This window comes from Vibrio sp. Hep-1b-8, from assembly GCF_006124995.1.
Taxonomy (GTDB): domain Bacteria; phylum Pseudomonadota; class Gammaproteobacteria; order Enterobacterales; family Vibrionaceae; genus Vibrio.
On the sequence record NZ_QEWN01000001.1, the window covers coordinates 137063 to 159307 of the forward strand.

The 22245-nt window shown below is 45.5% G+C and carries 18 protein-coding genes and 1 pseudogene; 10 read left to right on the forward strand and 9 right to left on the reverse strand.

The window, feature by feature from the left end:
- Positions 1-223: 223 nt before the first annotated feature.
- The 3 genes and pseudogenes from DA100_RS00645 to DA100_RS21200 all read left to right on the forward strand — a co-directional run.
- Positions 224-937: an NUDIX domain-containing protein gene (locus DA100_RS00645; protein ID WP_138970374.1), complete on the forward strand. Its 714-nt coding sequence runs from the start codon at positions 224-226 to the stop codon at positions 935-937.
- 19 nt (positions 938-956) lie between these two features.
- Positions 957-1607, forward strand: coding sequence for an isochorismatase family protein (locus DA100_RS00650; protein WP_138970375.1), 651 nt, complete (start codon positions 957-959; stop codon positions 1605-1607).
- Positions 1608-1642: 35 nt separating this feature from the next.
- A pseudogene (locus DA100_RS21200) lies at positions 1643-1822 on the forward strand (GFA family protein); the annotation flags it as partial.
- A gap of 135 nt (positions 1823-1957) precedes the next feature.
- Here DA100_RS21200 and DA100_RS00660 read toward each other — a convergent pair.
- The 6 genes from DA100_RS00660 to DA100_RS00685 form a co-directional block, all read right to left on the reverse strand.
- Entirely contained in the window at positions 1958-5404 is a 3447-nt protein-coding gene (locus DA100_RS00660) for a hypothetical protein (RefSeq protein WP_138970376.1), read from the reverse strand.
- A gap of 120 nt (positions 5405-5524) precedes the next feature.
- Positions 5525-6505, reverse strand: a complete 981-nt coding sequence (locus DA100_RS00665; protein ID WP_138970377.1) for an ABC transporter ATP-binding protein — start codon at positions 6503-6505, stop codon at positions 5525-5527.
- Between the two features lie 12 nt (positions 6506-6517).
- Entirely contained in the window at positions 6518-7471 is a 954-nt protein-coding gene (locus tag DA100_RS00670) for an ABC transporter ATP-binding protein (protein WP_138970378.1), read from the reverse strand.
- Positions 7468-8457 (reverse strand): ABC transporter permease, encoded by a 990-nt coding sequence (locus tag DA100_RS00675; RefSeq protein WP_138970379.1) that lies wholly within the window; start codon positions 8455-8457, stop codon positions 7468-7470. Before DA100_RS00675 ends, DA100_RS00670 begins: the two co-directional genes overlap by 4 nt.
- A gap of 8 nt (positions 8458-8465) precedes the next feature.
- Positions 8466-9440 carry an ABC transporter permease gene (locus tag DA100_RS00680; protein WP_006877543.1) on the reverse strand — a complete coding sequence of 325 codons (975 nt, stop codon included), beginning with the start codon at positions 9438-9440 and terminating at the stop codon, positions 8466-8468.
- Positions 9441-9505: 65 nt separating this feature from the next.
- Positions 9506-11140, reverse strand: a complete 1635-nt coding sequence (locus tag DA100_RS00685) for an ABC transporter substrate-binding protein (RefSeq protein WP_138970380.1) — start codon at positions 11138-11140, stop codon at positions 9506-9508.
- Between the two features lie 438 nt (positions 11141-11578).
- On the opposite strand from DA100_RS00685, the gene DA100_RS00690 reads away from it, so the two are divergent.
- Positions 11579-12361: a transporter substrate-binding domain-containing protein gene (locus tag DA100_RS00690; protein WP_138970381.1), complete on the forward strand. Its 783-nt coding sequence runs from the start codon at positions 11579-11581 to the stop codon at positions 12359-12361.
- An 84-nt stretch (positions 12362-12445) separates the two neighbouring features.
- On the opposite strand, the gene DA100_RS00695 is transcribed toward DA100_RS00690, so the two are convergent.
- Positions 12446-13444 (reverse strand): LacI family DNA-binding transcriptional regulator, encoded by a 999-nt coding sequence (locus tag DA100_RS00695; RefSeq protein ID WP_138970382.1) that lies wholly within the window; start codon positions 13442-13444, stop codon positions 12446-12448.
- Positions 13445-13790: 346 nt separating this feature from the next.
- Here DA100_RS00695 and DA100_RS00700 point away from each other — a divergent pair, with 346 nt between their 5' ends.
- Positions 13791-15119, forward strand: a complete 1329-nt coding sequence (locus DA100_RS00700; RefSeq protein ID WP_138970383.1) for a carbohydrate porin — start codon at positions 13791-13793, stop codon at positions 15117-15119.
- Between the two features lie 121 nt (positions 15120-15240).
- Here DA100_RS00700 and DA100_RS00705 read toward each other — a convergent pair whose 3' ends face one another.
- A complete protein-coding gene (locus DA100_RS00705; RefSeq protein ID WP_138970384.1) occupies positions 15241-16134 on the reverse strand; it encodes a helix-turn-helix domain-containing protein in 894 nt (297 codons plus the stop codon).
- A gap of 141 nt (positions 16135-16275) precedes the next feature.
- On the opposite strand from DA100_RS00705, the gene DA100_RS00710 reads away from it, so the two are divergent.
- From DA100_RS00710 to DA100_RS00730, 4 genes are all read left to right on the forward strand, one after another.
- Complete coding sequence (locus DA100_RS00710; protein ID WP_138970385.1) at positions 16276-19065, forward strand: glycoside hydrolase family 3 protein; 2790 nt, start codon at positions 16276-16278, stop codon at positions 19063-19065.
- Positions 19066-19372: 307 nt separating this feature from the next.
- The gene (locus DA100_RS00720) at positions 19373-19627 is read left to right on the forward strand and encodes a hypothetical protein (RefSeq protein ID WP_138970386.1); all 255 of its coding nucleotides are present in this window, start codon (positions 19373-19375) and stop codon (positions 19625-19627) included.
- Positions 19628-19674: 47 nt separating this feature from the next.
- The gene (locus tag DA100_RS00725; RefSeq protein WP_138970387.1) at positions 19675-19914 is read left to right on the forward strand and encodes a DUF1289 domain-containing protein; all 240 of its coding nucleotides are present in this window, start codon (positions 19675-19677) and stop codon (positions 19912-19914) included.
- Positions 19915-19964: 50 nt separating this feature from the next.
- Positions 19965-20195 (forward strand): VF530 family protein, encoded by a 231-nt coding sequence (locus DA100_RS00730; RefSeq protein WP_138970388.1) that lies wholly within the window; start codon positions 19965-19967, stop codon positions 20193-20195.
- Positions 20196-20526: 331 nt separating this feature from the next.
- Here DA100_RS00730 and DA100_RS00735 read toward each other — a convergent pair whose 3' ends face one another.
- The gene (locus tag DA100_RS00735; RefSeq protein ID WP_138970389.1) at positions 20527-20811 is read right to left on the reverse strand and encodes a hypothetical protein; all 285 of its coding nucleotides are present in this window, start codon (positions 20809-20811) and stop codon (positions 20527-20529) included.
- Positions 20812-21157: 346 nt separating this feature from the next.
- Between DA100_RS00735 and DA100_RS00740 the strand changes: the two genes are divergently transcribed.
- A partial coding sequence (locus tag DA100_RS00740; protein WP_138970390.1) for an ISAs1 family transposase occupies positions 21158-22245 on the forward strand: 1088 nt, incomplete at its 3' end.

Sequence of the window (22245 nt, forward strand, 5' to 3'; positions counted from 1 at the left end):
GTTCCACCAAACTTTAAAGTAGCCTATTAGGTTTGTCAAATTGTGTTATTAACTACTTTAGTCTAACCGCTATTTCCCTAAATGAATTATTGCTTATAGCCCAAAGCCTTTTAAGGGATGAAAATTAAATTAACGTAGTTAATCACAAAACGTTACTTTCCTGTTGACCTGCTGCATTCCAGTGGTAAGGTGTTGGTTGAATTAAGGATGTAGGAAATTCACCATGATTGTCACTATCGACATGATCTGCCTCAGATTAGGAGAGAGCGGGTTAGAAGTATTGCTGATTAAGCGCAACAACGCTGATCGGCCTCAACATGGTATGTGGTCAATTCCAGGTGGTTTTGTGTTTGAACAAGATCTGACCAATCAAGGTGGACAGCCTGCGGATGAAGATTTTGACGCAGCACGTCGCCGTATTTGTCGACAGAAGATTCATACCTATCCTAACTACATCAGCCAACCAATGGTTGAAGGTAACCCGAAGCGTGACCCTGAAGGGTGGAGTGTGACTATTGCACATTACGCGTTACTTAATAATGCAAATGTTGAACAGATCGAGAACAGCGGGTTGTGTCGTGAACAGCTAAGATGGTTTGGGCTCAATGAAGTGCTCGATGACCAAGTGGCGTTAGCGTTTGACCACGCTCAACTGATCTCCTTGGCTTGGCATAAATTACGTGCCGCGATCGAATACACCTCTGTTGCCTTATTTGCTCTTGATAAGGAGTTCTTAGTGTCAGACATTATCGCGGCATACGAAAAGTTCGGTGTTGAAGTGAATCGGATGACGGTGAAACGACGTCTTATCGATACTGGCGTAATCGTTAGTGCCAACAAAATGGCTTCAACAAACAGAGGCAAAGGCGGAAAGCCTGCTCAGGTATATAGCCTCAGCGAGAAGAGTGTGACTTATTTTCAAACTTGTTTACGTTGATATCAAGAAGGAGCTAGAGATGCGCATGCAACGTGTAGAAATCGAGAAGAACAAAACCGCTTGTATCGACGTCGACCCACAGCAAGGGTTTAGTGAACTGTGTCCAAACGAACTGGCCGTCGCGGGTGCGTTACAGATAGTTGATGAGCTTATACTCAATCATGGTAAAGCAAGTTTGAAATTAGTATCACGTGATATGCATCCACCGGGTGCCGCTTGGGAAGCGGAAAGTCCGGATAGGATGCTTGAGCCAGTAGGCCTGCCGGAAGTGGATATCAAATGGAACCCTCACTGTGTCGTTGGCACTCAAGGGGTAGAACTCTTGCCGGGTTTACCATCAGTACGTGAGTATGATTTTCAGATTAATAAAGGCATTGATCCTGATGCTCACCCGTACGGTGCGTTTTACCACGATCAGGCAGACACACTGTCGACTGGTGGCATCGAATTTCTTCGCAGCAATCAGATTGATACCGTCATCGTTGGAGGCTTAGCTCTAGACTTTTGCGTTAAGAAGTCGGTCGAGCAGTTAGTTGCAGCTGGGTTTAAAGTCATCATTAACCTTGCCTCAACTCGAGCGGTGTTTCCTGACAACGCTGAGAGTGTCGTCCATGAGTTAGAGCAACAAGGGGTGGTGATGGTTGAAAACGCCGCCGCGATTAGCGCATAACGATCCCAACGGAAAAGCCAAAGGATAGCTGTTTGGCGAGACACTATTTTTGTTCCAACTGTGGTATTTACACCCACCATCAACGTCGTTCCAACCCCAGTGAATATGGGTTTAACATTGGTTGTCTGGAAGGGGTGAACCCTTTCGACTTAGGTGATGTAGTCACTAATGACGGCGTGAATCATCCAGCCGACAAACTTAAAGATAAAAGATAACATGGAATCAAAACAGATGAGGCGTCCGATCAGCAATACCGATAAAGGTAGATGACTTCAACTCGAAATAAAAAAGGCGGGCTGCCAAGTTTTCCCCCGATAAACTTAGCAGCCCGCAAAACTAACCGGCTAAAGTTAGCGAGCGAGTAATTGATGTTTAGGTAGCAGTACCTTTATTTTCTTGATTTTGTTATCTCTTGCGAACAGATGTTCACTGAGTGTTGAACTCAGTACTAGTCCATCAATCTGCTCGCTGCTGCCATCGGTGAAGCAGCACGTGATGCTGGTACTCTCAGACAACTGATAGATAAATGGTACTTGGCAGTAGGTAAATGCCAACTGATTGGCTTCAACTTTATAGCTACAGCGTTCACCTAACACACTCAGACAGTTAAATTGACTATCTTGGGATAAGAATTCCTGTTCAGATAGCAGTGATGGATTGATGCCGATTTGTCCATCTTTCACTTCGATTCCCAGTTCAGTGAATCGGGTAATTACCTCTTCTTTTACCTGTCCTGTCATACCCGGCTGTTGGGCACCCGCTTGTTTTGGCGTGTGTGAATACGGGTCGGTAGGAAAAGCCCCGTAATTATCGGGTGTCTTGTTGAACCCGATCCCAGCGCGAACTTTGTAGTAGTAGTCAGCCAGCTTAGTTGTCTCCGTGCTGGTTGGGTCTAAGTCACGTGCCGCTAGATAGTTTTCCTGTACCGCTAGAAGCAACTTGGAAACCATATGCCAGTAGATACAACCAAGACCTTCATAACCGAACATGGTTCCTGAGCGTCCGGTAAACGCTTTGTGGTTGAACACTTGTTCGTATAAGGCATGAATCGATTCGATAGCTTCGTCAGTTAACTGTTTGTACTCATCACGGTCTAGCGTTGATAACGCCGATGAAAGGTAATCTGCGTTTTCGAAAGCAGGATTAAAATGAACACATCCCATCGCATCTTGATTGATGATTCGGTTATCTCCTGCTTCTAACATGGCAGAAAGAAGCGGAGATTGGGCAATGAGTTCACTCGCTATCTGGTTCTTATCGACAAAACTTGGTAGCTCACGGTCAGGGTAGAGCATAAAGCTCTGTTGATCTTCACGGAACATTTCACTCGCAAATAGGTTGTCGAGTAGAGTGACCGCTTGGCGAGGTGTCAGTACGCCCGAGCTCAGTGCTGCTACCTGACCTTCTAACATCGGGTAGAGTTGTTCGATATTGAGGCTCTCACCTGAGTAGGTAACGATATTGTAAGCGTTGTACAAACCGTCCTGACGCAAGTTATTGTTGATGCTGGAATCAAGCACATCCAAGCTGGTCGCCAGCATTTGCTGAATGGCAGACAGTTCAACTTGAGTTTTCCCTGAGAAGCCTTTCATGCGGTAGACGCGATTGCGGTAAAGTTCGAATGCCTTTTCCAACTGAGTCAGAATTGCCTTGCGAGTTTGGCGAGTGACCGTCCCTTGGCGAATTTCTTTGTTCGCATCTTGTAGTACCTTGTGGATAGACAGCATCCAGTCAAAGACCTCTTTCGAGATAGAAATCGTGTCTGGAGCATTATTCAATAACTCTAGGGCAAACGAGACATAGCGACGCATGTAATAGAGCGTGACCATGGACAAACCGTTACCGACGATTGCGTTATTGGCGTCATTCCATTCTGGACGTTGGGTATTCAGCCAAATGCCGCCATCTAGGACCAAGTTACTCAGTTTTGAAAGCAGTGGAACGAGAATTTTTTCTGTTAGGTTGACCATGTAAACCTGATTTCCGCCTTCTACCAAGAGGCGACCATCGTTGCCTAATTCCTCGACACGTTGCTCGATTTCCTGTTGCAATTGCTGGTCAAACGCAACGGTGTCTTTAGGGTTGGCAAATAGCTGTTCAACTGAGCAAAGTTTGTAAGGTACGTTTGCGTAGCTGTAGATGTCGTTGGTGAGTTGTTGAGTTAACTCTTCACCTTGATACTGCTTAGCCAATTCTAAGAACTTGAGTAAGTAGATGATCTGGTGATCACCCCAGTAACCAATATTGCTCCAAGGATCATCAGGTTCTAGCAGTTCCCAGTCGATTCCATTTTTGGTAATACGGTAAGGGTTGTAACCGTCTATGGTTGATGCATTGACAAACTTTGCGATGAAAGATTGGATAAAACCAGGGTAGCTTAGTGCAATGGCTTCCCAGTTCTGGAAGATGTCACGCCAGTTGCCTTGGTAAGAGAGCAAACGCTCACCGTTTTCATCTTTGAGTTTGATTTCGTAGTGGTTCCACGGACGGCTTGGGTCACCATGACGGCGACCAAAAGTTAGGGGTAAGTATTCGTAGCTAAGGCGCACTAGCTGTGGGTCTTGGCTATGGCTCGCTGCTTTGATTAGCTCTGCGTGGGTAAAAGTGTCTGGCAGATCCGCAAAGAATGCGCGGTGTTTATCCGCGACATTTTTATTGGCGTTACGCAGGGTTTTTATCACGTCAGATTTATCTAGATGGTAGTTGTTTTCAATCACACCACCACGCATGTTATTAAAGAGCACGTTAGCGTAGTGATGAACGCTGGTGTTCTCTTGATTGGTTAGCTGCCATGCGTCTGCCCCTGACATCAGCTTGATCAAGTCGTTTTGGTTGTCGGCGATGGTTTGCTCTACGTTGAGGCGAAGTTCAGCGGGTTTGCTAAGCAGTTGCGTCAGTTCACAAATCTCTTTATGGCTTTTGTCGATGTCAGCAACAATGAGCCAGCCTTGGGATTCTCCGCCAGCAAGCGATACTGTTTTGTGAATCAAATAGCTACCGCGAACCCCCTTGGTGAGTGGTTCGCTGTTCATTGGCAGACCTCGGCGGAAGGCACCGAGTTGCTCACTGCTTAACAGCAGTTGGTGTTCCCCTTGTTCAACCGCAAAAACCGCTGTTGCAAGTAGGGACTCCGAAGGCTCTGCGCGGTCAGAGAGCTTGGCATACATGGTGTAAAGTGCCAGCGACGAAGTGTCAACCTGTTCGTTCCACTTATACGCGTCGACAAGCGCACTGCGCGTTTGTAGAGCCGCTAGTGGTGCGCCAGATGGTAGTAGGTTCTGGATACCATCTACCACTTCAAGGTGACATTCTTGTGCGCTCAAGTTTGTGAATTGACAGTGGCGAACAAAACCATAGCGTTCGCTCATTTTCCAACTGTAGCTAAATTTAAGTTGGAGAGTATGGTTGATTTCTTCAAAGACAAGCTTGTCCCCAACCGTATTCTTATAGAGATTTCGTTCAGTATGATAAAGACCATTGTGATGTAGGTTGAACGGTTCCCAAAGTACCACGCCGTCGTCTTTTTGAACTCGGACTATGGTTTTCGATCCGGTATTGTCGGCATTTTCATGAATATGATCGACAGAACGATAAGGAAATAGGGCGTTTTCTGGTCGAATACGGCCTGCCGACAAGCTGCCTGTTGATGAGATAAACAGCCAATGGTCGCTGGCGGATACAACGCTGATGAAAAAGGGTTTCATCTGATCTACGTTGCTAATTTTGTAGAATCGTTCGCCTTCTAAATCGACGAACTGTCCTGCAACAGGTAACTGTGATTGGTACTCAAAAGTCATAATATTGTTCCTTGCTATCACATTTCGCCAGATTTTGGGCAAAGTAAGCCCTAGCTAAGTTGACAGAGTGATTATCTCTGTCAGCCCAGAGCGAAATATGTATCTGAATTTATTTACTAATTACAAGTGATGGCAGCGCGCATAATGGTCTTCTCCCACCTGGGTCGGCTCGGGAACAGACTGAGTGCATACCGCGCTGGCTTTAAGACAGCGACTGGCAAATGGACAACCGACACTGCTTGGTCTCCAGAGCGGAATTTCACCTTTTTTCGCGGTCAACTCACGTTTGCCTGCGTTGCCTACTTCAGGCACCGCAGAAAGGAGCAATTGAGAGTAGGGATGCTGTGGATTTTGCGTTACATTGTCACTATTGCCCCATTCCACCATGTGACCGACGTACATAACGGCAGTCTTCTCAGCAAAGTAGCGAGCTGTGGCGATATCGTGGGTGATGTACATAAAAGAGATGCCATGTTTATCTTTGAGATCTGACATCAGGTTGAGGATCCCGAGGCGAACCGACACGTCCAGCATTGAAATAGGTTCATCAGCCAGAATCACATCAGGGTCCACTGCTATCGCACGAGCGATAGCGACACGTTGACGTTGACCACCACTTAATTCATGTGGGAATTTCTCGGCGGTCTCTTTCACTGGTGACAGACCAACCAGTTCCAGTAGCTCATACACTAATTGTGGAATGGCTTCTTTACCTGCTCGGTTATGGATCATTAGTGGTCGAGCGATATGGTGATAAATGGTATGAACAGGGTTTAATGAGCCAAACGGATCCTGAAAAATCATCTGAACCTGACGCGCATATTCCAATTCACCGTGCTGTTTGATGTATTCACCGAGTTCTTGTCCCTTAAACTCAACTCGTCCATCGGTCTTGTCATAGATGCGAGTCAGTATTCGAGCTCCGGTACTTTTACCTGAACCAGATTCGCCAACAATAGCCAGTGCTTCACCTTTGCGTAATTCAAATGACACATCGTTGACGGCACGCATAAGATTGCTCTTCGCTGACTGACCAAGAGGGAAGTCCTTGACGAGATTTTTAACTGAGAGAATGACCTCAGGATTTGTTGTGTTGTCCATCTTTCTCTCCTGTTATACAAGGTGGCATGAGACTAAATTGCCATTCTCAACGTGTGTGAGTGTTGGCTCTGCTTGTTTGCACTGAGCAAAACAGACGTTGCAGCGTTCCTGAAAATTACAGCCTTGCGGGATCTGCAATAAATTCACTGGGTTTCCAGGTATTCCGTATAAACGTTCTTTTGGTCCGTGAATGGTTGGGAACGAAGAGATCAGCCCTTTGGTATACGGGTGTTGAGGATCACCGAATACTTTCTGAGCCTCACCAAGTTCGATGAGATTGCCCGCATACATCACACCAATACGATCGGCAATTTCACCCATCAAGCTCAAGTCATGGCTGATGAATAGGATCGAGAATCCAAACTTGCTTTTAAGCTCATACAGTTCATTAAGGATTTCTCGCTCAACGACCACATCGAGCGCCGTCGTAGGTTCATCCATAATGATTAGCTTTGGTTCAAGTGCTAAGGCGACGGCGATGACGACACGTTGGCGCATACCGCCACTTAACTGGTGGGGGAAGCTGGCCATACGATCGCCGTGAATTCCGACAATGTTAAGCAGTTCAACCGCGCGCTCATGCGCCTGTTTGTAAGGGATTTTTCGGTGTGCGAGGATCACGTCAGTCAACTGCTCACCAATGGTAATGACCGGGTTCAGTGAGTTCATTGCACTTTGAAAGACAACTGAAACATCGTTCCAGCGGAAATTACGCAACTGGCGGTCATTCATTTTTAAAACGTCCTGACCGTTGTAGATGATCTCACCTTCAGAAATTAGCGCAGGCGCTTTATGTAGGCGAGAGATGGCAAATGCCAGTGTGCTTTTACCACAACCTGATTCACCCGCAATGCCCAATGTCTCGCCTGGTGCGATGGAGAGGCTAACGTTATTGACCGCGCGTGCTACGCCATTAGGAGAAACATAGTCTACGCATAGGTTATTGATTTCTAGTAACTTACTCATCTTAGACCTCGGCGTTTGTCGGCTTCTTTTTTCAGTTTGTGCCACAACTTCATGTGTGGGCCAGTACGTAGTTTCGGGTTACTAACTTGGTCAATAGACATGTTAATGAGTGCCAGAGCACCGCCTGTGATAGCAAGAGCCATTGCTGGAACCAGCATTTCCCACCATGCGCCTGTGTAGAGAGCCGATGAGGTTTGTGCCCAGTACAGCATTGAGCCCCAACTGACTTCAGTTGCATCACCTAAACCAAGAATACCGAGTCCAGCTTCTGAACCCATAGCGTAGATAACCGTCCCTAGGAAGCCACCGAACACAATCGATACAAGGTTAGGTAAGATCTCAACTAGGATGATGCGTATCTTTGACTCGCCCATCACTTCAGCAGAGATGATGAACTCCTTGTTGCGTATCGCCATGGTTTGCGAGCGTATTACCCGCGCCCCCCAGGGCCAGGAGGTAATCCCGAGTAGTATGGTGATCACCAGCGACCCAACCTGTCCCAAAAAGGCGGCGAGCACGATTAGCAGTGGTAACTGCGGAAAGACCAGAAAAACGTTAGTCAGGAAGTTAAGACGATCATCAATTTTGCCGCCAAAGTAACCTGAAGAGACACCGATGATGACCGCAAGGCTCATGGCAATGACACCTGCTGAAATGGCAACAGTAAGTGACTTGCGCGCTCCGTAAAGCACCTGACTATATACATCACGGCCGCTACGAGTCGTGCCTAGCACATGTTCTGCATTCGGTGCAACGTGAGGCCTTGCAACCCGTTTTTCTGGGTTATGAGTGGCAAGTACAGGGGCAAACAACGCACCGGCCAGTACGATAGTAAGTAATAGGCCTCCGATAATCGCTGGTGGGTTACCGTAAAAGAACGCATATAGTTTGCTAAGAAATTTTTTGACTCGTTGCCAAGAGAACTTTGATTCACGTTGGGTCAAAGCATGGGCAGAAGACGAAGTTGTGTTAATGAGTTTGTCCATGATGCACCTTAATTCGAAATACGTGGATCGAGCCAAACGTAAAGTAGGTCGGCAATGAAGTTAGCTGTCAAAACAGCAGAGACTAAGATAAGAAGAATGGCTTGGATCAGTGGGTAGTCACGAGCCACAATGCCTTTAAGTAGGATGTTGCCTAGTCCTTGGTAGTTAAACACCACTTCGGTCATGATCGAGCCTGCAAATGAGAAACCTATCGCCATAGCAATCGCGGTTGCGACAGGGAGAATCGCGTTTCGACCAGCATAGCGAGACATCACACGATAGCTACTCAGTCCTTTCGCTTCTGCCATGGTGACGTAATCTTCGCCCAACACGTTAATCATCGCGTTACGCATGTTAAACACCCAAGTCGAGATACCAACAATCACCATGGAGCCAACAGGCAGTACCGCGTGCTTAGCTACGCTGGAGATAAACTCCCAGCTAAACGCTGGATCCAGTGACGGGTCGTAGGTGTAGGCGAGCGGCAGCATCTCTAGCTTTAAGCCAAAGAAATAGAACAGCAGCAGCGCGGTTACTATGTATGGAAAGTTACTGATAAACGCCAGTACTGGCGGTACTACCTGACCAAAGAAGCCTTCGCGGCGGTAAGAAGCATAGGTACCGATGCTGACACCTATAATCAGAGCAACAATCAGTGAGCCCAGCGCCAGAAACATAGTCCAAGGTAGGGCGTTGGCGATCACTTCAGACACACTGACAGGGAACATCAGCACAGAAGGGCCAAGATCGAGGGTAAATACACTCTTTATGTAGGCGATGTACTGTTCAAAGATATTGCCATCAACGAAGCCATACATTTCACGAACAGCGTCCATCTGAGCAGGGTCCATTCGACCTTGAGCCGCAGCAAACAGTGCGTCTACAGGGTCTCCAGGCATCAGCCGAGGCAACATAAAGTTGAAAGATATCGCAATAAGAAATGCGGTAAAATAAAAGCCAAATCGGCGAACTAAAAACGACATAACGAACCTTTTTAATCAAGGAGCCCAAAGCGAGTTGGGCTCCGTATAGTTGCTAGAGAGAAAGATTATTTAAGGTGTAGGTTGTTTAGAATAATCACGCGCTTACCGCCGTCGTACCATACTGGCTGTACGTATGGGTCCTTTTCATTCGGCCAGCCAACGACTTTCTTGGTACTGTACTGGAACCAAGTTGGGTTCGAGAACAGTGGAATGAATGGCATGTTTTGCGCTGTAAACTCTTGCAGCTCAGAGATGACGGCTTCTTGCTCTTGCGCATTGCCGATCTTGCCAAAGCTATCGATAAGGTTGTCGATTTCTGGCGAGTTGACGCCGTGCCCCGCATGCCAAGTCTTACCAATGCGAGATGTTGAGAAGTACTCTTGGTAAGCCAGAATTGGGTTCGTTGCGACCATCGACCAGTTGATCGACATGGTATAGTTGCTTTCTTTAAGGTTCTTATCGTAAACCGCCCAGTCAACCGTTTTGACATTCGCTTTAATGCCTACTTCCTCGAAGTACTCAGTGACCATCTGGACAACTTGAATCCAGTCTGTCCAGCCGTTAACGACTTCGATATCGAAAGAAATATTTGAACCATCGGCATTATCACGGTAACCGTCGCCGTTCTTGTCCACTAAACCGGCTTCATCAAGTAGTGATTTCGCCTTCTCTGCGTCGTATTGAGTCAGGTAACCGTATTTTTGGTTCACGCTTTGATCGATGTGAGTTTTGTATAGCTCCGCGATACCGCCTGGATTGTAGTTTGCCGTCGGGTAACCATAGGCTGCGATATCAACGATAGCTTCACGATCGAGAGCCATAGACAGAGCTTGTCGCACACGAAGGTCATCGAAAGGCTTCTGTTTGGTGTTCACATATAGGTGAATAGCATCGTTTGCTGGGTACCAGAAATGGTTGTTTGCCTTGTCTTGAGCAACGAAAGTCGACTCAACATCGGCAATAAAGTTTGAACCCCAGTCGATTTCGCCTTTGATCAGTGCCGGCTGGATCTGTGAGTTATCGTTGTATGAACGGAAGTTAACACAATCTAAGTAAGGTCTACCTTCAAGGTAGTAATTTGGGTTGCGGCATAGCTCCATCTGTTGAGGTTTAAGGTATTTCACCACTGTCATTGGACCGCTACCCACTGGGTTAGGGTTAGTGAAAGTGGTGAGGTCACTCACTTTTGACCAAATATGCTTAGGTACAATGTGGTAGCGCTCTAGATTCCAAGCAAAAGTAGAGTCCGCTTTCTCTAACTGGAAGACGACGGTGGTTTCGTCTGTCGACGTAATAGTTTGTAGATTTTTGCCTGACCAAATGCCTTTTTGGTCAAATGCTGGTGCTTCTTTTGTCAGCATAAAACTGTACACAACATCTTCCGCAGTCAGTGGAGTACCATCCGACCATTTCAAGCCAGGCTTGAGTTTTAACGTGATGGTTTTTAGGTCGTCTGAATAGGCATAAGATTCTGCAAGACGGAAGTCTGTTTTACCCGTCATGTTGTTAAAGACCATTAGTGGTTCAAACATGATGCCGTGGTATAGGTCTTTCGTTGTGTAAGGGTTGAAGTTCTCAACAAAGCCTGTGTTGATAATTGGCACCGTTAGGGTACCACCTTGCTTGATGTCTTCTGCTTGAGCGGCTGTAGAAAGCAGCATACTAGCAGCAATGGTCGCGAGCAGAGTTTTCTTATGCATCACATTGTCCTTATTTAATTATTAAGTTTTGATTCATCCCCGGAAGCACTTATTTAAGAAAGCGCTTTCTTTAGTGTGTTTTAGTCTTATCGATAGCAGAGTTCAAACTTTTGTCTTCAAAACAGACCTTAGATCACAGAACCAAACTCGAGTTTAGGTTTGCTTGTATTGAGTGGTGTTTTATTTTAAGTTATTGATATTATTTGGTTTATATCTGGTTTTATAATTGTTTTGAGTGTGGTTGATGTGCTAGTGACAAGGGGCTTTAAGAGGTTTATTTGAACAAAATAGCGTAAATTTTAGACAGCGCTCACTGTTTTTCTTGCTCTAAATTTGCTGATCTTCACAAAATTAGCCAAAACAAAAGAAACCGCTTTCTTTGGGGTGGTTAAAGAGTAAAGTTTCAGCCAACAAGCAACCAAGATTTTAAGGGAAGTGATGATTAAATTCTGGAATGGTAACAAGTCATCGGCCAGGCAAGATTATGAATATGAGTTACTTGAGTGTTTAGTTAGAGAGAGGCAAAAAGAAACCTTAATAGACAATGATTTAACCGATTATCCGTGTGCGCAAGATGAAGGCAATGTACTGGAGAATGGCTGCGATATATTGGTCACTGTGGCGGGAAACCGGAAGTTTGCCGGGAAACCTCTGATCGAAATTAAACAGCCGTTGTGTAATGGGTTATTAGGGTGGCGCCTTTGTATTGTCGCAACTGACCGAGTCGATGAGTTTGAGAACTTAACTTTGGCACAATTGAAGGGTAAAAAGCTTGGAGTGCCAGCCACCTGGGTTGATGCTGAGCTATTCAGAGCCCATGGTTTCAATATACTAGAGCAAGGAAACCTGGGTGATATGTTAGGCTGGGTGCAGGATGGAAGCGTCGACTTTATTACTCTGGGGGCTAACGAAGCCCATGACATACTGGCGCAGAATCAACACTATAGCGACGTGCTCTCCATCGAGCCGACAATGGCAATCTATTATCCATTCCCATTAGTCTTTTACGTCAACCAGCAACAGGAAGAATTGGCTGAGTTATTGAGCCAGCAGCTGTTAGAAAAAAAGTCTCAGGTAGTTGAGCTATTCAATCACCACTATGGTGATGTAATTCGTCAGGCTGCTCTGCAAAAAAGGCGCAAGCTAAGCTTGAGTAATCCTTTGTTGTCAGAGGACTACCACGTGTTGCTTGAAGAATATGAGCCGTTTGCCGTGGAGTAGGGCTTAGCTAATCGCCCTTGTGAGAGCAATCAACAATAAAAAAGAGCGGCAATCAGACCGCTCTTTGGTGTTTGCTGAGCAAGACTACGACAGTGTGCCAACTGAGTCTCGACAGATGAGTTCAGGCTCAAGTTGCTGTTTTATATTTACTTTCTTCTCATGAACCATAGCCAACACCCCTTTTGCAGCCTCAACTCCCATCTCTTCGACTGGAAAGTTAACAGTGGTTAAGCGTGGCCTGATGTGAGCGCTGTGGTAGTCGTTGTCAAAGCCGACGACGGAGAGATCTTTACCGATCACAATATCCCTTTCGACTGCCACATCGTAGACCGCCAACGCAATATTATCGTTCTGACAAAATATTGCGGTTATCTCAGGGGCACGGTCAAGTAATCGGCGAGCTCGCTCGTGGTTACCGTCATGGTCAAAACGACCTTCAATCACGTAAGAAGGGTTGTACTGAATACTGGCTTCGGCGAGAGCTAAACGATAGCCTTGCAGGCGATCCCGACTGTCCCCTTTGCTTAGCTGACCGGTAATACAAGCGATGTTCTTATGCCCGTGTTCTAGCAGGTGTTTCGTTGCCAGATAACCTCCGAGTTCGTTATCAATATAGATACAGTTATCAGCGATATCGGGAATGTAGCGGTTAAGTATGATGGTTGCAGGAGTGTTCTTCACTACTTCTATCAACTCATCGTCTGAGAGCTTATCAGAATGAAGAATAAACCCGTCAACACGTTTAGAGCGGAGAAACTCAATTGAGTCTTTCTCTTTGCTATGGGATTCCTGGCCACTAGTCACGATGAGATGGTTGTTGTTCTGGCGAATCGTATCTTCAGTATGATGCATTAAAGGTCCGTAAAACGGGCCATCTAACGATCCGACCAACATTCCGATACTGTTTGAGCGGCTTGAAGCAAGTGCTTGAGCAAACGCATTCGGTTTGTAGCCAAGTTGTTCAATCGCAGCATAGACCTTTTCCCGGTTTGCTTCTTTTACAGTTGGATGATTGTTAATTGCGCGAGAAACAGTAGCTTGCGATACCTTTGCCAACTCAGCGACTTCTTTAATAGTAATCAAGGCATTAACTCATTTTAGAACGGGTGAAGGTAGAGCACCTAGCGAGCGTGTTGTTGTTTTACTATTTACTCGCTTTCGAAACCGGACTCTACATTTCTCTCCATTTTAACGCATAAATGTGATTACAAACCAAAGAAAGCGTTTTCTTTGTGAGCTGATTAACTTTTTGTATGGGTGCTTTGTGAGTACTCTGTCTTCAATCCAAATATGATTGGCAACCCAGTGTCAATAAGAGCTCTTTTAGCTCAATTGATGACCCTACGCTTTTGAATGCTGCTTATTTTTGGATTTTTTATATCACAATAAAGAAAGCGCTTTCGTTAGCGCGTAATAACATGGAGTTACTATGAAACTGTCAAAGCTAACCCTTGCTTGCGTGATTGCAACGACTGGTGTTACTTCACTTCCTGCATTTGCCGAGAAATCTGAAGGGTTCGAATTTCACGGCTACTTTCGAGCAGGCGCTTTATATAGTCAAAACGATGATTTTAAACGAGCTAAGTTTCCTGCATCGAAAGAGCGCCTAGGCCGCTTAGGTGTTGAATCAGACAACCACTTTGAGCTTGCGCTACAAAAAAACTTTGAAAATGATGCAGGCCAGAAAATTCGCATCAAAACCCGTGCCGCAGCGGACAACGCTCAGTACGCTACCAACCAGCTAGGTGCTAACGCAGACGCGACAAACAGCGAAATTGGTATGGCAGAAACCTTCGTTGAGTTCGAAGGGGTATCGGAAACAGGGGTTGTTTGGGGTGGTAAGCGTTTTTACGGTAAAGACAATTACATCTTTATGACCGACTTCTTCTACACAGATATGTCCGGTACGGGTGTTGGTATTGAAGGTGTTGAGCTTGGAGGCAACAAATGGGACTTCGCTTATATCGCAAGTGATAACGCAGGCGATACGAGTTTCTGGGGTGATAGCAATAACGTGATGCATGCGCTTCACGCAGGTGTCAATTTTGGCAGCGTCGAGTTGCATGCACTGGCGAAGTTTATGCCAGACAATATGGTCGACTTAGGCAACGGTGCTGGTCTAGAAGCGTTTGCGGATAACGGTTTTGAGATGACCGCTATCGTTCATACTGACTCAGTGTTTGGCCTATCAGACAAAGGCTTTACCAAGTACATTGCACAGGCAGGTAAGGGCTTGGGTTCTGGTAACCTATTAGGTGGTACGCTAACCACTTACAATACATACAAGCCTGGTAGCGATTACCAAAGTTGGTTAACAACAGGTATAGCTTGTGGGACATCATGCTTGAAAGCGGTTGATGAAGACGATATGTCAGTACGCGCTCTCGCTTGGGGTGGATACTTCTTTGAGAACGGAGTCAGCGTATTCCACTCTATTCAAACTCAATACAATGACTTTGATAACGGCGCTAAGGATGGTTGGGTGTCTGCCATGGTTCGTCCAACATTCCCAATCTCAGAAAACTTCTTTATCGCTACTGAAGCGGGCTACATGTTCAATTACGAAGAGCGAAATGGCGTCAAAGCGGACTCTTATGACTACAAGCTAACCGTTGCTCCTACGATGGTTGTGCATTCTGGCTTTGGTCCAAGTCCAGAAATCCGCTTGCTTGCCTCTTACCTAGACGGTGAAGATCGTAACGGTAATGGCAAAGATGGTGATTTTATCGTTGGTATTCAAGCGGATATGTGGTGGTAATTGCCTAAACTGTCCATATTGAAGGCATCTAACTGCCAAGTGTTGATGCCTTCCTTTTTCATTATATCCTTTTAGTGTTATTGCCTTTGGGACACACTATTTTCAGCAACGCGATTTGCTCCTAACGATCGCTTTTGCCGCTCTCTGTAGCGGCTTTTTTTATTTCTGCTCTTGGGGTCGTCAAGTAACGCTGCTTGTAGCATTTAGAAAAGTAGTTACTGTCACTGAAACCGCACGACTCTGATATTGTCTGCACTGAAGTGAGCTTCTCTTCAACAATCAGGTTATGTGCGTAACTTAACTGGAGTTGGCGGACATAGTGATTGGGCGAAGTGTCTAAATAGTGTTTAAACAACCTTTCTAACTGACGCTGACTAACAAAAGCCGCTTGCGCGATCTGCTCCGGAGTGAGCTCGCTGCGGGTATAGTTTTGTTCGATAAACACCATAGCCCGACTCAGCGCTAACGTTGTTTTTGGTGCGTCTTGTTGCTGCTGAGCGTAAATTCTTGCCAAGGTAATAATCAGTTGCTGCATTAAGCTACTGATCATTACTTCAAAACCCGGTGGCGCGACTTGGTATTCGGATCGTATTGACTCCAACATTTGTTGGACAGTAGTGAGTTGAGATTGATTGAGAGTCAACTTGGCACTGTATTCTGAGGTCTGTCTCGCTAAAGGTTCTATCTTAAATAGTGTTTGGTAGCCAGCAAGAACGCGCATAGAGGGTTGTTCAAAGAAGGGGGCTGAAGCGTCAAACATCAGATTGATCAGTTTTAGTCCGCTAACGTCTTTAAAGCCATGCTCAGTTTCACCATTAATGACAAACACATCTCCAACACTTAACGGATATTCGAAGTCAGCAACCAAGTGTTTACCACTCCCTTCTAAAACCAGAAACAGCTCTGAAAAGTCGTGTTTGTGAAGTGCGAAGTCGGTTTGGTGGTCTCCATCGACAAAAGCGAAATTCAGGTGTTGATGACGCTGATGTGAGCGTAGTCGATATCGAGTGGTCATGTCGCTATTTTCCTTTTTTGTGTCGCTATATTGGGAGATTAGCGAATTCAATCAGCATACTATTTTTGTTATCAGAAACACAGTGGGTCGTTCAGAGCAGCGACCCAAAAGTGACATCCCAAACTTAACATGTGGTTGATTATGCAAAACAGTCAAATAACACAAGCTCAAATGAATTTGGTTCCGGTTAGCCGTCAGGCTGCGACCGAAGGTATCGTATTACTCAAAAATGAACAGCAAGCTTTGCCGCTGATGGCGCAGGACACGGTCTCCCTGTTTGGTCGTTGCCAAATCAATACGTATCGCAGTGGAACAGGTTCAGGTGGGGCTGTGAATGTTGCGTATGCGATCAGTGCGTTGGATGGGATCGCCTCCAATCCGGCGATTTCATACAATCAAGAATTAGCGCAGCTTTATCGTAACTGGGTTGCGGACCATCCATTTGACGATGGTGGTGGTGGCTGGGCCGCTGAACCTTGGTTCCAACAGGAGATGCCACTTAATGATGAGCTGGTGCGAACGGCGGCGCAACAATCGAACAAAGCGATTGTCTTTATTGGTCGTACTGCGGGTGAAGATCAGGACAATCAGGACTTAGCAGGCAGTTACCGTTTAACCGAGCTCGAACAGCAAATGCTCACTTTCGTCTGTCGTCATTTTGAGTGTGTGATTGTGGTGATGAACGTGACCAACATCATCGATATGTCATGGCTGGAGACGATTCAAGGGTGTCAGTCCATCAGAGCGGTGATGTATAGCTGGGCGGCTGGCATGGAAGCAGGCGATGCACTGGCCGATGTACTGTCGGGTGCTGAATCACCAAGTGGTCGACTAAGCGATACCATCGCCTACCGTATTGAGGACTATCCATCGACACGTAACTTCGGTGATCGAACGCGTAACGTCTACCAGGAAGACATCTATGTTGGTTATCGCTACTTCGAAACGTTCGCACCTGAGAAAGTACAGTTCGAATTCGGTGCTGGTCTGTCCTACAGTGACTTCACGCAAGTGTTGGTTGGATATCGCGTTGAAGGACAAGGTTCAGAGACTCAGCTACTGTTCGAGATTGAAGTAACTAATACGGGGCCAGTCCATGCGGGTAAAGAGGTTGTTCAGCTCTATGTAGAGGCTCCACAAGGCTTATTAGGTAAGCCAAGACGAACACTGGTTGCGTTTGCTAAAACTCGTAAACTGGCAGCCAAACAATCTCAACTAATGACGATTAGCCTTCCTCTCTCTCAACTGGCCAGTTATGACGATAGTGGTGTCACTGGCAACAGAAACTGTTACCTACTCGAAGCAGGGGAGTACAACTTTTATCTTGGTGGTAGCGTTCGTCAAGCTAAACCACTAGACGCGTGTTTTTCTCTGGAGGAACTACTTGTCACTGAACGCTTACAGGAAGCTTGTGCGCCGATATTGCCATTTGAGCGAATGAAGCCAACAAATCCGGACGAGCGGGGCTGTTTTCAGCTCGGTTTTGAATCTGTTCCACAACGTACCGTCGATATGGCAACCCGAATCTCAACCAATATGCCGAATGAACTTAAATACACCGGCGATGTTGGTATTAAGCTGGCTGATGTCAAATCTGGACAGGCAAGTCTGGAGGCATTTGTTGCTCAGATGACGGTGGAGCAAATGGCGACTATGGTACGTGGCGAAGGTATGTGTAGCCCTAAGGTCACACCGGGAACTGCCGCTGCGTTTGGTGGTGTTTCGGACAGCCTGTTTCAACTTGGTATACCTGTTGCCGCAGCAGCGGATGGACCTTCTGGTATTCGTATGGATAGTGGTCATAAAGCCACTCAGGTACCGATTGGTACTTTGTTGGGATGTACTTGGAACAACGAACTAAATGAACAACTGTTTTACCTGATTGGTCAAGAGCTAAGCGCAAATCATATTGATACGCTACTTGGTCCAGGCATCAATATTCATCGTCATCCACTAAATGGGCGCAACTTCGAGTATTTCTCTGAAGACCCGTATTTGACTGGAATGATCGCATCGGCTCAAACTCGAGGTTTGAGCCGGGCTGGTGTATCGGGAACCATCAAGCACTTTGCTGCCAACGATCAAGAAACCGCAAGGGTAGATGTGGACAGCATCATATCGCAACGAGCAATACGTGAAGTGCATGTTAAACCGTTTGAAATGGCGGTTAAGCAGGGCAGGGCAAGCACGATCATGACCTCGTATAATCCGGTCAACGCTCACTGGGCAGCGTCCAATTACGATCTGAACACCACTCTATTGCGAAACGAGTGGGGTTTCAGTGGTATTGTGATGACAGACTGGTGGGCTAAGATGAACGATCCGATTTCTGGTGGTGTCGAAGCTAAAACCTTCACTTCACATATGCTCAAGGCACAGAATGACCTTTATATGGTGGTCGAGAATGATGGTGCTGAAAACAACGCAATGCAGGATGACACCTTAGAAGCCATCGAATCAGGAAGATTGACCCTGGCGGAACTGCAACGCAGCGCGATGAATATCTGTCGTTTTATCTTGGATACGCCAGCGATGGCGAGACCCTTGCAGGCGTATCAGCCAATAAAGCCGTTTATTGCTCGAAAGATAACGGGCACTGATCGGGTTTATATGACTGACTCTGCAATCACGCTTAATTCCTCAGTCAACGTATCGTTTGATATTGAGGTGAAAACGGAGGGGGTATACCAGTGCCAAGCTGTTATGAGTTATGAACGGGATTCTACGGCTCAATCTTCCTGTAGCCTTGCGATAAATGATCAGTTCAGTATGAGTTTTTCAACCCATGGCACACAAGGCCACCTCGTGTCGGTTGATGGTCTTAAAGTTCAGTTGGAGAAAGGTTTCTATACCCTGTCGGTGGATTTTGTAAAGGCCGGCGCGAAAATCGAGACTTTCTATATCACGCGGCAATCGTCTGCAATTGAGTGAGTGGTTAGATAGGATTCATAGCTTGGCGAACTTTTGATCGCGTTGCGGGTGATGGTGTTGTGAATACGCAATAGATGCGTTCTACACTATTATCGTTTTATCCGAATATTTTTCAGCCGTTTGTGACTGTCCGTAATCAAGGCGATTAAGGCGCACATAATAAACAAGTAAGTGGGAACTTCTTGCAGGGTTATGGTGCTGCCAATCAATAAACCTACGATAAAGATAAAGGTTGGTTCAACATAGCCAAGCAGGCCAAAAAGAGACACTGTGATATGTTGAGTACTCACTGAACAAGGAGTGTAAATTGAATATTACCGTTTTGGATGACTATCAGGATGTGGTCAAAAGCTTAGAGTGTTTTAAGCTCCTTACTGAGCATGATGTAACCGTTTTTAGTCAGAGTTACTCCGAAGATGAACTGGCGGTCAAGCTAGCAGACACTCAGGTGTTAGTGTTAATTCGGGAGCGAACGGTTATCAGCGAGTCCTTTTACAGCAAAACGGAAGGTAGTGTCATGCACTGTAGCCGGATCTCAAGGGTAGTATTGCGGTTAGGGTAAGGCACCCACTTTTATCTCGGTCTAGAATCTAGACAGTGGGGTGTGAAATGAACCGAGATAATGAAAGTAACAGTGGCGTATCGACAATCGCTTGTCCATGTATTCGCCACTGTTGCCTTGATGAGGAAGAGATCTGTTTAGGTTGTTTTCGAACTCTAGACGAGATCCTAAATTGGTCAGCTGCGTCTAACGAGGAGAAACAAGCGATTTTGATTCGTTGCCAAACCCGTAAAAGTAAAAGACGAGGACGTGCGCTGTGGAGTGAAAAACGTAATAAAGATAACTGATATTTGCTAGACTCTCGTTTTACACCTCGATATCGTCGGAACACTATTCAATGAGTCAGCAACAGCCGAACAATCCATTACATGGTATTACGTTAGAGCAACTTCTTACCCGCCTGCAAGAGTATTACGGCTGGGAAGGACTTGACGCAGAAATTCAGATCAACTGTTTCTACAATAACCCATCGATAAAATCATCTCTGAAATTTTTACGCCGCACACCGTGGGCTCGAGAAAAAGTTGAAGCCCTGTACATAGCGACATTTTGTCAGTCAGAGGATTAGTCTGTGGTTGACATAAGAGGGGCTAGTAGCCTCTCTTATGCTTATTTGTAGGTTTTATGGTGTTGGGCGACAGAGTTTTGAACTTGTTTCGTAGGATTGTTCTCGTTTTGCGATAATTAGATTTATCAGTAGCATTCTGTGTTAACTTAGTGAGGTTAAAAGAATGAAGTAAAGGAATTGAGGGAATATTTAACGGTATAGAAAAACATCCGAATGAAGTAGTTGTGGAAGCTGGTATGATTGTTACAGTGGTAGAAAATGATAGCAAAGAGCCAATGATATGGGCTCAAGGCTAGCATTAACTACAGCTTGTGAGTCACATTACTAATGTCTATAGATAGGTTACATGAACGATGTTACCAATATGTTTGGCTGTAATGCCATCATCTTCTGTATCATAAATTGCTTCATATACAGGTTTTTTGAAGGGGACACAGCGATCTTCGATTAATTTATTTGCATGATTTTCAGTATGTATAAATTTATTTGCATGATTTTCAGTCTGTATAGGGCAAGGTCGTTCGATGACGCTTCCCGAAAATCTGACAGTATGTTCTCCAGCCATAGATAAAAAAGAGGCTGACATAAGTAGTGCCGAATAGTGATATTTACGCATAATGAAGTCCTTTTTTAGTTAATTTGTCCCGATAATAAAGTCCATTTATTGCACATTATTTTTTAATGTGAATTAACAATCAGGACGTGAGCATACTTTGATTAATTTATAAACCAAAGAATACTTGTGCTCTGTAATCGTTACACCAACCCGCTTGCTTTAGTTTTTGTCTTTGGCTCGGAGCACCGCACTCACATTGTTTTGGTCTATTAGACCATAGTTGCTAACAAAGTGCGATCCCGCCCTGAATTAACAGTTAAGATCTTGGTTTGGTGTCAAAATGACATGTAATGCCATGTAATCAATAAGTTAGTATATAGCAGCAAATTAAAGAGAGCTAGCCACAATGCATATCGACGAGTTTAAAGAGCACTTCCATTTAGTCGCAGATAAGCGCCAGTCAGCAAAGGTTACGTATTGCTTGTTTGAGGTTCTGTTCGGCTCATTGTGCGCTGTTATTGCTGGTGCCAAAGGTTGGTTTGATATTCGTGAGTACATCCTTGGTCATCATGAGTGGTTTAAACGTAATGGTATGTTTGTTAATGATATTCCTGCCGATGATACGATTGCTCGCATTATCTCTAAGATAGAACCAGAGCCCTTTCATACTTGCTTTATAAACTGGATGTCAGCAGTACATTCCCTTACTGAGGGGCAAGTCGTTGCGATTGATGGTAAAACACTTCGGGGCTCCTACAACCGAGATGACCGAGCTAGTACTATCCATATGATTAGCGCCTACGCTTCGTCCAATAAGCTCGTACTTGGACAGCTCAAAACAGAAGAAAAGAGCAACGAGATCACAGCAATACCTGAGCTCATCAAACTTCTTGATATCAAAGGCGCTCTAGTCACAATTGATGCGATGGCATGCCAAACGGAAATAGCCAAAACTATCATCGAACAAGATGCTAACTACTTACTTGCGGTTAAAAATAATCAAGGAAAGTTACGCAAAGCAATAGAGCAGGCTTTTGCAAAACAACGAGTATCAAAGCCCAAAAATATCAAAATCGAGCAGGGTCACGGCCGTATTGAAGTCCGTCAAAGCTATGTGTTAAGCAGTGAAACGCTCGAAGGTAACTTCTCTCGTTGGAAAGGATTAAAATCGGTCATTATGGTGGAAAACTTCCGTTACCATAAAGGCAAAGTAGCAGAGCTAGAGTATCGATACTACATCAGCTCAAAGCAATTGAGTGCGGAGCAAGCGGCAAGCGCAGTAAGGGAGCACTGGGGTATCGAGTCAATGCACTGGGTCTTAGATGTGACGATGGCTGAGGATGCCTGCCAAATCAATAAAGACCACGGAGCCGAAAACCTAGCTTGTCTGCGCCATATAGGGTTGAATATGTTGCGCACAGAGCCGACTAAACTCAGTATCGTTGGAAAACAGAAGCGTTGTATGATGAACACAGCGATGCTAGAGGCGGTCTT

Coding starts and splice junctions, on each gene's coding strand:
- DA100_RS00730 (WP_138970388.1), top strand. CDS start 19,965: ATGAGTCAGCAACAGCCGAACAATCCATTACATGGTATTACGTTAGAG.
- DA100_RS00735 (WP_138970389.1), bottom strand. CDS start 20,811: ATGCGTAAATATCACTATTCGGCACTACTTATGTCAGCCTCTTTTTTA.
- DA100_RS00710 (WP_138970385.1), top strand. CDS start 16,276: ATGCAAAACAGTCAAATAACACAAGCTCAAATGAATTTGGTTCCGGTT.
- DA100_RS00685 (WP_138970380.1), bottom strand. CDS start 11,140: ATGCATAAGAAAACTCTGCTCGCGACCATTGCTGCTAGTATGCTGCTT.
- DA100_RS00645 (WP_138970374.1), top strand. CDS start 224: ATGATTGTCACTATCGACATGATCTGCCTCAGATTAGGAGAGAGCGGG.
- DA100_RS00660 (WP_138970376.1), bottom strand. CDS start 5,404: ATGACTTTTGAGTACCAATCACAGTTACCTGTTGCAGGACAGTTCGTC.
- DA100_RS00705 (WP_138970384.1), bottom strand. CDS start 16,134: ATGACCACTCGATATCGACTACGCTCACATCAGCGTCATCAACACCTG.
- DA100_RS00725 (WP_138970387.1), top strand. CDS start 19,675: ATGAACCGAGATAATGAAAGTAACAGTGGCGTATCGACAATCGCTTGT.
- DA100_RS00650 (WP_138970375.1), top strand. CDS start 957: ATGCGCATGCAACGTGTAGAAATCGAGAAGAACAAAACCGCTTGTATC.
- DA100_RS00665 (WP_138970377.1), bottom strand. CDS start 6,505: ATGGACAACACAACAAATCCTGAGGTCATTCTCTCAGTTAAAAATCTC.
- DA100_RS00675 (WP_138970379.1), bottom strand. CDS start 8,457: ATGGACAAACTCATTAACACAACTTCGTCTTCTGCCCATGCTTTGACC.
- DA100_RS00670 (WP_138970378.1), bottom strand. CDS start 7,471: ATGAGTAAGTTACTAGAAATCAATAACCTATGCGTAGACTATGTTTCT.
- DA100_RS00680 (WP_006877543.1), bottom strand. CDS start 9,440: ATGTCGTTTTTAGTTCGCCGATTTGGCTTTTATTTTACCGCATTTCTT.
- DA100_RS00700 (WP_138970383.1), top strand. CDS start 13,791: ATGAAACTGTCAAAGCTAACCCTTGCTTGCGTGATTGCAACGACTGGT.
- DA100_RS00690 (WP_138970381.1), top strand. CDS start 11,579: ATGATTAAATTCTGGAATGGTAACAAGTCATCGGCCAGGCAAGATTAT.